The organism is Desulfosporosinus sp. I2, assembly GCF_000960765.1.
Taxonomy (GTDB): Bacteria; Bacillota; Desulfitobacteriia; order Desulfitobacteriales; family Desulfitobacteriaceae; genus Desulfosporosinus.
In genome coordinates this window covers 33606-45211 of record NZ_JYNH01000021.1, presented here as the reverse complement: position 1 = coordinate 45211, position 11606 = coordinate 33606, and the positions used below count along the sequence as shown (strand labels likewise).

The 11606-nt window shown below is 42.5% G+C and carries 12 protein-coding genes; 1 reads left to right on the top strand and 11 read right to left on the bottom strand.

What is annotated here, in order from left to right; all coding sequences use genetic code 11:
* The first annotated feature begins 203 nt into the window (after positions 1–203).
* On the top strand, positions 204–410 hold the full coding sequence (locus tag UF75_RS07720; RefSeq protein WP_045574025.1) for an alpha/beta-type small acid-soluble spore protein: 207 nt from the start codon (positions 204–206) through the stop codon (positions 408–410).
* Positions 411–542: 132 nt separating this feature from the next.
* Here the strand turns inward: UF75_RS07720 and UF75_RS07715 are convergent, their stop codons facing one another.
* From UF75_RS07715 to UF75_RS07665, 11 genes are all read right to left on the bottom strand, one after another.
* Positions 543–740: a hypothetical protein gene (locus tag UF75_RS07715; RefSeq protein ID WP_045574024.1), complete on the bottom strand. Its 198-nt coding sequence runs from the start codon at positions 738–740 to the stop codon at positions 543–545.
* A 46-nt stretch (positions 741–786) separates the two neighbouring features.
* Positions 787–984, bottom strand: coding sequence for a cation transporter (locus tag UF75_RS07710; RefSeq protein ID WP_045574023.1), 198 nt, complete (start codon positions 982–984; stop codon positions 787–789).
* A gap of 163 nt (positions 985–1147) precedes the next feature.
* Positions 1148–3892 (bottom strand): heavy metal translocating P-type ATPase, encoded by a 2745-nt coding sequence (locus UF75_RS07705; protein ID WP_045574022.1) that lies wholly within the window; start codon positions 3890–3892, stop codon positions 1148–1150.
* A gap of 58 nt (positions 3893–3950) precedes the next feature.
* Entirely contained in the window at positions 3951–4298 is a 348-nt protein-coding gene (locus UF75_RS07700; protein WP_082075062.1) for a metal-sensitive transcriptional regulator, read from the bottom strand.
* 255 nt (positions 4299–4553) lie between these two features.
* Positions 4554–6122 (bottom strand): histidine ammonia-lyase, encoded by a 1569-nt coding sequence (hutH, locus tag UF75_RS07695; protein ID WP_045574021.1) that lies wholly within the window; start codon positions 6120–6122, stop codon positions 4554–4556.
* A 160-nt stretch (positions 6123–6282) separates the two neighbouring features.
* The gene (locus UF75_RS07690; RefSeq protein WP_045574020.1) at positions 6283–6723 is read right to left on the bottom strand and encodes a HutP family protein; all 441 of its coding nucleotides are present in this window, start codon (positions 6721–6723) and stop codon (positions 6283–6285) included.
* 223 nt (positions 6724–6946) lie between these two features.
* Entirely contained in the window at positions 6947–7225 is a 279-nt protein-coding gene (locus UF75_RS07685) for an SHOCT domain-containing protein (RefSeq protein WP_045574019.1), read from the bottom strand.
* 13 nt (positions 7226–7238) lie between these two features.
* On the bottom strand, positions 7239–7421 hold the full coding sequence (locus tag UF75_RS07680) for an SHOCT domain-containing protein (protein WP_045574018.1): 183 nt from the start codon (positions 7419–7421) through the stop codon (positions 7239–7241).
* A gap of 168 nt (positions 7422–7589) precedes the next feature.
* The gene (locus UF75_RS07675) at positions 7590–8033 is read right to left on the bottom strand and encodes a DUF892 family protein (RefSeq protein ID WP_348983035.1); all 444 of its coding nucleotides are present in this window, start codon (positions 8031–8033) and stop codon (positions 7590–7592) included.
* Positions 8034–8154: 121 nt separating this feature from the next.
* A complete protein-coding gene (locus tag UF75_RS07670) occupies positions 8155–9969 on the bottom strand; it encodes an acyl-CoA dehydrogenase (RefSeq protein WP_045574016.1) in 1815 nt (604 codons plus the stop codon).
* A gap of 27 nt (positions 9970–9996) precedes the next feature.
* On the bottom strand, positions 9997–11475 hold the full coding sequence (locus UF75_RS07665; protein WP_045574015.1) for a 4-hydroxyphenylacetate 3-hydroxylase N-terminal domain-containing protein: 1479 nt from the start codon (positions 11473–11475) through the stop codon (positions 9997–9999).
* Between the last annotated feature and the right edge of the window lie 131 nt (positions 11476–11606).

Sequence of the window (11606 nt, the reverse complement as noted above, 5' to 3'; positions counted from 1 at the left end):
AATATTTTAAACCTTATGTTAACTAAATTCAACCATAACGATAAACTTAAAGCCTTAATTTATCCAATACAAGACTATAGTAAAATTGCGAAAAGGAAAGCTCTTTATATTGTAGCAATAATTACCTGAGTAATAAAATTAGTCGAAGACATAATAAGAATGTTCCAGTACACAATCATAAATATAAAGGAGGGTTCCTAAACATGGCAGGAGAAAGAAACACTAATACCCCAGCAGCAAAAGGAGCTTCACAGCAATTGGATCAGTTCAAGTATGAAGTAGCAAATGAGATGGGCCTACAATTAGGCGGTGACCGCACAAGCCGTGAAAACGGTTCCGTCGGCGGCCAAATGACCAAACGTATGATTCAATTTGCAGAAGAGCATCTTAAAGGTGGAACCAGGATCTAATAACAGCTCGTTATTACGAATGGTTAAACCCAGACCTTGAAATAAGAGGGATATCGAAAGATATCCCTCTTATTATTTTATGAAGATCACGCTTTTGTATGAGGGACCTTAAAAAAAATAGGAGCATCGCTCCTATTTAATCGTACCATCGGTTTCTTCAAGGTGCTTCTTCTTTGATGCTAAATGGGCTTTGACATCCTTAATTTGGTGAGAGGAAAGTTCCTCTGCATTTTCCGCTAGGAAGTCTTCATTTTTGTGGATATTGCGGAGTGTTAACTCGATTTTTTTTAAATCCTCATTCTTGTCTTTATTGCCATCATTTCTCGGCAAGACCATCACCCCTAGATTAGTTTATCCAAAGGTAATGTATTCATCCTCACTCTGCAGAATAACCTGCATCTACAATCGCTTTTACAAGACTCGCGCGCTCGGTCTCTCCTGTTACAACCGCTTCTTTAGCAGCAAGATCAACTTTCACGCTTTCAACTCCACTAAGTGCTTGTAGGGCTTTTTCAACTCTCATTTTGCAATGATTACAAGTCATTCCTTCAACTTTAAGGATTGTTTGGCTCATTTTTATTCACCTCGCTTAGTCAGAAGTCAGAATCCAGAGGCCAGAGGCCAGATGACGACTAACTTCATCAAATTGTTTTATTTCTATCCTCTCATAGGCACCTATATGCCCACAAAGGAAACCTTACTACCTCTCTGGAAGTTTTCTCTTAGGACTATAACGACTAGCCTTCTAATTTTTGATCATACCGTCTTAAAAGGATAGAATTGGTTACTACAGAAACAGATGAAAAGGCCATAGCCAACCCTGCCCATTCGGGCGGCAAAAGCTCACCGGTAATCGGGTAAAGAACACCCGCTGCAATCGGGATACCAATAACATTATAAATCAAAGCCCAAAAAAGGTTTTGCTTGATCTTAGCAAGGGTTTTTCGCCCTAATCGAATCGCCCGCTCTACATCTAACAGGTCGTTGCGGACTAACACTACATCCCCGGTTTCCTTAGCCACATCCGTTCCAGAACCAATTGCAATACCGACATCAGCTTGGGCTAGCGCCGGTGCGTCATTAATCCCATCCCCCACCATGGCTACCTTATACCCTAGTTCTTGATACTTCTTAATAATACTTATCTTCTCTTGAGGCAAAATTTCGGCGATCACGTCATCAATCCCGACTTGCTCCCCCACAACATTGGCGACCTTCTTATTGTCTCCCGTAATCATAAACGTCTTTAAGCCTAATTTATGCAATCGTTCAATGGCTTCTTTAGTACTTTCTTTAACCACATCTGCTAGGGCGATAAGTCCAATGACACGACCGGCAAGGGCTATAAAACTTGTCGTTCTTCCTGCCTCGGCCAAACGCAAGAAATCCTGTTCTGATTCTTGGACCTCTACGTTATTTGAATGCATCAGCTTAATATTACCAATCAGTAAGGTTTGCCCTTCATAAGTGCAAGTGACGCCATATCCAGCCTCTTCTCGATAATTTTCTACTTCTTGAATTACAAGTTGTTCTTTTTTGCTCTTAGCCACTACCGCTTGGGCTAACGGATGAATCGAGGGATTTTCACCAGCAGCTGCAATTTTAAGGACATCGTGTATAGAAAAAGTCCCATAGGGAACGACCTCAGTCACTTCGGGAGTTCCTTTTGTCAACGTCCCTGTTTTGTCAAAACCAATCGCCTGCAAGTGAGCAATGCTCTCAAGTACGGCTGCAGATTTGAATAAGATCCCTCGGTTTAAGCCTACCCCGCTACCCACCATAATTGCCGTTGGAGTAGCCAGTCCCAATGCACAAGGACAAGCAATGACCAAGACCGCAATGGCCGCCGTAAAAGCAAACACAAACGTACTATGCAAGCCAAAATACCAAATTAAAAACGTAAGGAGTGACAACAAAACTACCGTCGGGACAAAGTAATTAGAAATCACATCCGCCAGTCTTTGGATCGGAGGCTTAACCCCTTGAGCATCTTCAACCATTTTAATGATCCCGGAAAGAATGGTATCTTTACCAGTTTTGGTTGTTCTAACCTTAATACTTCCCGAGCGATTAATCGTAGCTCCGATCACTGGGTCCCCAACCCTCTTATCAACGGGAATAGATTCTCCAGTTAGCATCGCCTCATCGATACTTGCTTGTCCCTCGATGATCTCACCATCGACTGGTATTCTTTCTCCGGATTTGACAAGAGTAATATCCCCAATTTTCAGATCCGATGCAGACACTTCCCTGACCTCTCCATCGACTAATAGATGTGCTTTATCGGATTGTAACTCTAAAAGTTTTTTTAAGGCTTGACCCGCTCTGCCCTTGGCTTTAGCTTCCAAATATTTCCCGAAACGCACAAAGGTAATCAACAAAGCCGAGGTATCAAAAAAATTGGGGCCTTTAAAGAAAAATGTTGGGAAAAACATATGAACTGTCGTCATTAAGCTATATCCATATGCTGCTGTAATCCCTAGAGCCACTAAAACATCCATATTAGCTGAGCGGTTTTTTAAGGCGTGATAAGCACCGCGGTAGAATGTCCAACCCGCTGTAAACTGAACAATCGTCGCAAGAATAAGCATCGTATACATCAAGGGTCTTGACATGGGAAGAAACATAATCGGCATAATCGGCAAAGAAAGAATCGCACTGAAAATGAGCCAATTGCGTTGACGGATTGCCGTACGATCGTCTTGTTTCCCATCATTATTTTCGATGGGAGTATACCCAGCATCCCGAACTTGCGCATAGATCTCATTCATTGTGACTACACCTGGATCAAATTCCACTGTCACCATTTCACTCGCTAAGTTAACCGTAGCATTTTGGATTCCCTGAGTACCCTTAAGTTTCTTTTCAATAGCTAATGCACAGTTTGCGCAAGTCATCCCGCCCACTTTAAACTGTTGTTTACCGCTGTTTTCGCTTTGGGCAGCATACCCAAGATCCTTTATTTTAGCAAGAAGGTCATCCTCATTAACCAAGCTGGGATCCATTTCCACAGCGAGCTTTTCGGAAGCAAAATTGACAGCGACCGTTTTTACTCCTGGCATAGTCTTGAGGCCCTTCTCAATCGTCAAAGCACAGTTTGCGCAAGTCATCCCATTGATCTTAAAGTGATGTTTTTGCTCTGACTTTTCATCCAGTTGCGAGACTTCTAATTCTTTACGAGGTTTTGTTTCGGTGTGGGTAGATTCCCCGCTCAAATTCTCGAAGTCCGGCTTTTGCTGAACGAGTTCACTTTTCGGTTTCTCCATTGAGTAGCCAGCTTCCTCAAGTTCATGTCGAACATCTAGCAAGTTGACCTGAGTGGGGTCCCAATCGAACGTCGCCTTCGAATCTTCTAAGCTTACTTGGACTTGCTCTACACTCGGAAACGCTTCCAGAAGCTTCGTTACATGGTTAACACAATGCTGGCAGGTCATACCATAAACAGCAATTTCTTTTTTCTCATGGACTGCATTTTCTATCATACTTTATCGCTCCTAATCGAGGCTACATAATTTTTATTGAAGAGTTCACATCATAACGTCACTTTCGAATCATGCGAAAGATAGTCTTAAGGACCTCATCGATTACCAGTTCATCTCCAGCCTGAAGTTGCTCTTTGACGCAAGATTTCATATGTTTCTCTAAAAGCAAGCGTGAGGCCCCATCTAAAGCGGATTGAGCCGAAGATATCTGATTTAATACATCATCACAATACACGTGCCGTTCGATCATTCCTTTGATCCCTCGAATTTGGCCTTCTATACGATTCATACGATTGACAAGATCTCTAATCGTCTTATCGTCATGAGGACTCATGCGGTCTCCTTGAATCTTCCCTTCTCCTTGACATACCGAACAAGTTTGAACCTGCTTTTCATCCGATTCCATACTATCACCTCTATTTAATATAGTATACCCCCCTATACTATATGTCAATAATTATATATCCACAATGCAAAAAGATTCATGCCTTACAACATGAATCTTTTTGCTCACCGTTTTCTTATTGTATCCATTCAAATTATCTTTACACGTTTAAATCACGTCTTCTATTACTTTAGGATCTTTTCCAGTTCTTTACGGTATAACCCAATTTTCCTCTTCTAAACTACCTTTGCTAGTTACCTTTTCTACGTATCTTTTCTACTTACCTTTGCTAGTTTCATTTGCTAGTTTCAGTCGAACTTGATTAACAAGCTTCCCAGAAGAAACTAAGTCTTTAGCAACCGCAATATCTGGATACATCACGCGATCCTCTTTTAGCATACCTACCTTGGAACGAACAAGCCTATAAGCACTTTCGCTCCCTTTACCGAGTTGAAGCTCCTCTTTCCCATTTCTTAAATCAACCCCTTGACATGCAGCCAACAGTTCCATCCCCAATACTTGAGCGGTGTTTTCAATAATGCTGCGAGCTTTACGGGCGGCAATCGTACCCATACTCACATGGTCCTCTTGGTTGGCAGACGAGGGGATCGAATCCACACTGGCTGGATGAGCCAAAATCTTATTTTCTGATACAAGAGAGGCTGCGGAATACTGCACGATCATAAACCCTGAGTTCAAGCCTCCATCAGGAGTTAAAAAAGCGGGCAGTCCACTTAAGTTTGGATTCACTAAGCGTTCTAATCGCCGTTCAGCAATATTCGCAAGCTCAGCGATAGCAATTCCCAGAAAATCCATGGCTAGAGCAACGGGTTGCCCGTGGAAATTTCCGCCTGAGAGAACCTCGTTTTCCTCGGGAAAGATTAACGGATTATCAGTGACCGAATTCATTTCCGTTTCAACGACTTTTTTCACATAAGCTACGGCATCCCCAGACGGACCATGCACTTGAGCTACACATCGAAGTGCATATGCATCCTGAACTCTGGGCCGATGCTCTCCTGCAATAAACGTACTCCCAGCGGTGAGCGAGCGGATTTTTTCCGCTACATCCCCTTGACCCTTATGAGGACGAACAGCATGGATTTTCGGATCAAAGGCATCAAGTATACCTTCGAGAGCCTCTATGGTTAGAGCGGCGGTAATATTGGCAGACTCCCATAGAATTTCAGCATCCCAAACCGCCAAAGCTCCAATTGCCGTCATTACTTGAGTTCCGTTAATAAGGGCTAGCCCCTCTTTCCCTTCCAGAACCACAGGTTCTATCCCCGCTAAAGCTAAAGCCTCTTGTCCACTCATTCGCCGTCCTCGATAAAATGCTTCCCCTTCCCCGAGCAAAACCAAGACCATATGGGATAACGGAGCCAAATCTCCACTCGCTCCAAGGGACCCTTTCTCCGGCACAACTGGAATGATCTCCGCATTTAGCACGTTCAGTAACGTTTCAAGAGTGGTAAGTCGTATGCCGGAAAATCCTTTGGCTAAAGCATTAGCTCTCAGAAGCATGATAGCTCTCACGACTTCGGGAGCTAGTGGATCTCCTACGCCGGTTGAATGACTCATAATCAGGTTGCGTTGCAATTTCTTAGCATCTTCTTTGGAAATCAAGACATCGCTAAACATACCAAAGCCTGTTGTAATTCCATAAACCGTTTTATTTCCTTCTATTAATTGATCCACAAACATTCTGGATTTAAGGACTTTTTCCTTAGCAATCGGGTGTAAGCTCGCCTTGGCACCGTACCGTGCTACAGCAACTACTTGCTCCAACGAGAGTGTTTCTCCATCTAAAATAACCTTAGTTTTTTCAGCTAAAACTACGCTCATGTTTGACTCCTCCTCGAATAAAGCAATTAAAAAGAGGCTTAAGCCATAAACGATTGTTTACAGCTTAGCCCTCTAATAACTAATATCTATGAGCATTCCTTATTTTATTGCAAACGAATTAAATTCATTCTTACCCGATATCTCATACGTTGTTGGTCAATTATAAATGATTGACCCCTAATCCACATACCTCATGTTCATGCCCTTTAATGGGTGCTCCAATCATACCATACATGCTGACTGCAATCCAAAGATCATCGAACTCTTCCATCGTGCGTGGGCCTTTAACCACTGCAAAGCGGAGTCCAACCGTACGCAGAATATTTCCGAGTTGTAAGGGCCCACGTCCCAGCCCTTGCAGAGCGTCAAGAATTGCGTGATATAACGCATGCTGAGAGCGATAGCTATCATCTGTAAGCCCTCCACGTTTAGCTGCTGTTTCCACGGCCGCAATGATCTTTTGGACATCCATAGAACCCACTTTGCCCGTTACAACCTCAAAACCCTTTTCTTTAGCACTTAACACAAAGTCTTCAGTTTCTTTTCCCTCAGCCATAGCGATTAACAAAGCCGTTTTTCCTAAGGATGAACAATGTATCATAATGACCCCCTGGTTCATACGTGACGTAATCTACCTATGCCAGCTTCTGGAGCATTTCTCTCTAGCATCTATAGCTGACCCTATCTATATCATAGACGAGAATCACTCTATCATCAACATAAATATTTATTGTCCTTATCTTGATTCAACAATAATTTGAGCAAACTAAAAGCGCGACCTTGAATATCAAAAGGTCGCGCCAAACTTTACATTTATGAATCCCTCAAATTTTTAGATCATTTTTTCGACGTATGAATTCTTCAGTTTCAAGTTCTCCATGGGCATATCGTTCCCGCAGAATCAATAAAGCAGGATCATTTAGTTTTCGATACGCTCGAACCTTTGAAGCATGACGTCGCATAAAAATAACTGCAAGCACAATGATGGCCACACAGAAAAACAAGTGAAAACCAATGGGTAACCACCCCATCCATCCGTTTTGTCCATAGACCATAAACCCATGGTCAAATCCACGCATTACCTGTCCGCTTCCTCGAATCATTTTTTATTCTCCCTTATTCTAAGGCCTTAATACGTTCATTGAATTCTTCACTACTAATTTCCCCCCGGGCATAGCGGCCTCGAACTATTTCAAGTGCATCCCGGTAAGAACCCTTTGAAGGATGAAGACAGTAACCATTTTGTTTGTAATAAAAATATGTAACGATACAGAGCAATACTATTAGAAAACCAAGCATCTTAAACATCCTCTCTTCATGCCCATTTAGTTCGTTTATTCTATATTATCTTTAGTATACTGGTATTAAAAGTTGAATAGGTGAGTAAATTGTGAATTTCACGTCAAGATTATAAAAAGAACTGTTCCCCTCTAGAGAAACAGTTCTAACTTTAACATGTAAGTTTAACTATTGTACTTGATACATCCCCTGACTTTGCATATATTGGAATATATCTTCCCCGTGTTGCTGCTCTTCCTTTTGAATATGATTTAAAACTTGACGGATATTACTATCCCTAAACTCAAAGATGGCTGTGTCATAGGCCCCTGACACATACTTTTCAGTCATTAACATGTCTTTACAGAGTTTAGCATCCTCTTGATTATAATTACCTTGAACCGAAGAGGTCATTGAGGCTTGTGTTCCATTTGTCCTTTGTTGTTGACCCCGGTTTTGTTGACCGCCTACGTTGGGTACCTGACCGTTTAAAATTTGATTAATAGTATTTAGATGTTCTTGCTCATGAGCAGCATGAGTCTTAAATAGTTGTTTTAATTGGCTATCTTGTGCCTGGTTAGCATATTTTGCATATTTATCCACGCAAGTTTCCTCATGAGTTTTCTGATCCATTAGCAACGATTTTTCTTTTTGCGATAATTGTAGTTGCAATACAAAGCACCTCCTTATTTGCTTTATATTGTTTACAATAATTTAAAATCTATTCGTATCAAACAGATCATTATTGAGCATGTTAGAAAGCCTCTTCAGGCATATCGATGGCCGAGGTATCAGCCTCTTTAATAATCCGAACAGTCGCCGCCACATCCGGAACAATATTAAGTACATAAAATTTGGCACTCAATAATTTCCCGGTATAAAAAGCTTTGTCTGTATCCCCTTGGTCCAGTTTTTCTTGGGCCACTAAGGCCTGTTGCATCAGCAAGCAACCGCCATAGAGTTCGGCAGTAATCCGCAAGATTCTCGTACTATATAACGGAACCAGTCTAATATTTTCCTTAAAGTAAGTTAAGACGATACCTATAAGTTCTTGATAAGCCAATAATGCTTTGCCAAGTATCGCGAATTCACGAGCAAAGAGTTTATGATTCTGGTTTCCTTGGACGAAAGTCGCCATCTCCATCAGCCATTCTTTGAAGATATTGCCTTTATCCAGACTCCACTTACGACCGACTAGATCCATGGACTGAATGAAATTAGTACCTTCCCAGATGGAGTAAATCTTAACGTCCCTAGCTTGACGAGCCACTGGGTATTCCTCTGTAAACCCGTAGCCTGCGAAGACTTGAATTGCTTCTGTAATCATTAACCACCCTTGGTCAGAACAATACGCCTTGATTAAAGGAGTGATGACTTCAATGGAACGTTTTGCTGCATTAACATCTTCAGGATCATCTCCGAATTCGATTAAATCCAAATAGTAATAGCCCTTAAAAATCATAGCTCGCATTGCTTCCAGGGTGGCCTTTTGCGTGAGCAACATCCGACGTACATCTTCATGTTGGATAATAGGAACTCTACCTGCTTTAGGATTGTGAATCGGTCGACCCTGTATTCGTTCCTTGGCATAAGCGACTGCATTGTTATAGGCAACAGTCGCCACAGCTAAAGCACTATGCCCAGTGTCCAACCGGGAGCCATTAATCATGCGAAACATTTGAGCTATCCCCTGCCCAAACCCTTTTTCATCCGGTGGGCTCCCTAACAGAATACCCCGACATTGACCTTCTTCCCCAAAGCTAAGCACAGCCGTGGACGAACCCTTGAGACCCATTTTATGTTCTATGCCAACGGTTGAAACATCGTTGAATTCTTCAAGTTTCCCCTCTTCATTGACCCAGACTTTTGGTACTATAAATAGTGACAATCCTTTAGTGCCGGGAGCCGCTCCATCGACACGGGCGAGCACTAAATGAATAATATTTTCCGTAAGATCATGATCCCCTCCGGTAATAAAGCATTTTGTCCCCTTAACCTTGTAAATTAAGGGGTTCTCTGTAGGGTAAGCCTTAGTCGTCATATCCCCTACATCGGAGCCGCCTCCGGGTTCCGTAAGACACATAGTCCCTTCCCAAACGCCCTCAAACATTTTCGGAGTGTAGAGGGAGATCTGTTCGGGTGAGCCAAACGCCTTGATCACAGACGCTATGCCACCGCTTAATCCAACGTAGGGAGATATTGAGGGATTTGCCCCAATAATGAACTCACGAACCGCTTGATTCAGAATCTCGGGAAGCGCACCTTCTCCTTCGACGTCACTGTTACTGGCACCCCACCCATTTTCTTGAATAAATTTAAAGGCTTTATGGAAGGAAGGGGGAACTGTTACTTTCCCATCCTTGAAAACCGCCCCGATGGTATCCCCATCATCATTAGTAGGGGCAACAACTTCTCTGCTCATTTTTAAGGATTGGTCAAGTATTCCATCCACGTCTTCTAGACTAAGGTACTCTTGAAAACGTTTTAGCTCTAATATTTTCTTCCCATCCAGCCATTCTTTAATAATGAACTTATGATCCCGATTACTATACATGAATTTGCTAGCCATCACGATTCCTCCTTAATTTGCAACCTCTTATTTTTTCTTCACTCTGGGTTTCATTCCTGCAATAGCTCGAACAATATCCTTCTTCGACTCCATGTCATACTGGGAAGTGATCGCGATCTGTTCCATGATTGGTGAGCCCCCGCCATGATAAGCGCCATATAAAGTGGACCCCGCAGACCCAGAAAGACCAAAATCAATAAAGTTCATCCAGAACTTAATTTGTTCTTCAATGGGAATCTTCGGATTGCGATTAAGATACTTTTCAAGCAAATGTTTTGTTTCAGGGTTAGTCAGGTCATTTTCATAAGGGAAGGTGGCAGGCATACCTCCTGCAATGTTACATAAAATTTCTTGTTCATGGAAGACAGCCTCACCCGTCAGACACCTTCCGACATTGGCATAGATGGAATTAGGAATATAACTACCTGGGCCATACGGCACGAGCCCCAGTCCAGGCATATAGACTTCAGGTTTAGCGAGAGCGGACGCTGTGTAGCCTGCAGCATATCCCAATTCGCCCGTCATGATCAACTTCGATAACAACTCGCGGACATGAGGAGTTTTTTCAATACCATTAATTTCTGCTGCTAGAGCGCCCATCCCAATAACATAGTCCAGCATTGCTGGTTTACAACCAGAATAAGAATGACGATGAAACAGGGCAAATAGCAACGCTGCCAAGCCACCATGTTGGACTTCCCCGCATAAGAATACGCGTTCCCAAGGTACAAAACAGTCGTCAAAGAAAATATATGAATCCGTGTAGCCGTATTCGATACCTCGATCATACGTATCGCGCTTTCGATAATTATGGAAATGGACTACTTGCTTAATTCCTTCATAATCCGAAGGAATTGCAAAAGCCACGGCATAAGCTTCTTCACCCTTCTGAAGGGCTCGATTCGGTACTACCAGGATCTCGTCAGAGATTGAGGCTTCAGAAATATGGACCTTACACCCGCGAACAATAATCCCATCACTTCGTTCCTCTACCACATGCACATACATATCTGGGTCAGTCTGTTCGGCTGGACGTTTCAAACGTTCACCCTTAACGTCAGTTTGTGCACAACTAGCAACTAGGTCTTCATTCTGAAAGCGCTCCAACCATTTTAGCCAGTTCTTATGATAGGTTGTTTTGGCTTTGGGAGACTTCTGAGCCTCGTAGGAAACCGCGTTAATAGCGTTGGCAGCATCAATACCCATGCAACGTTGGATACACTGCCCGACTTTGTTACACATGAAGCGGGTCATATCTTGCTTTTTATGCAAATCTTGTACGCTTTGGTGAATATGATTAAAGCGGTTAATTGTCTTACCCGTGAGGTGTGATTTTGCGGTACAAAGATCCTTACTGGCTGGATCCCAAGCTGCATCAAACGTTAGACTCATGACATTAATCGCACCTTCTTGACGTTCATCAAGCCTATCAATCATCTGCCCATTAGAGTACAGGTTGCGGTTCATCTTGCCTAATCTTTCGATATACTGGGCTCTTGTTCTCATCGTCATTCTCCTTTTGTTTTAATTATATATTTGTCTATTCTAAATAGTCTGATATATAAGTTGTATTGCAAGAATTATGCCATCCACTAAAAATAAAACAACCCTCTATGGACTGAGTCACCAATCCTTTG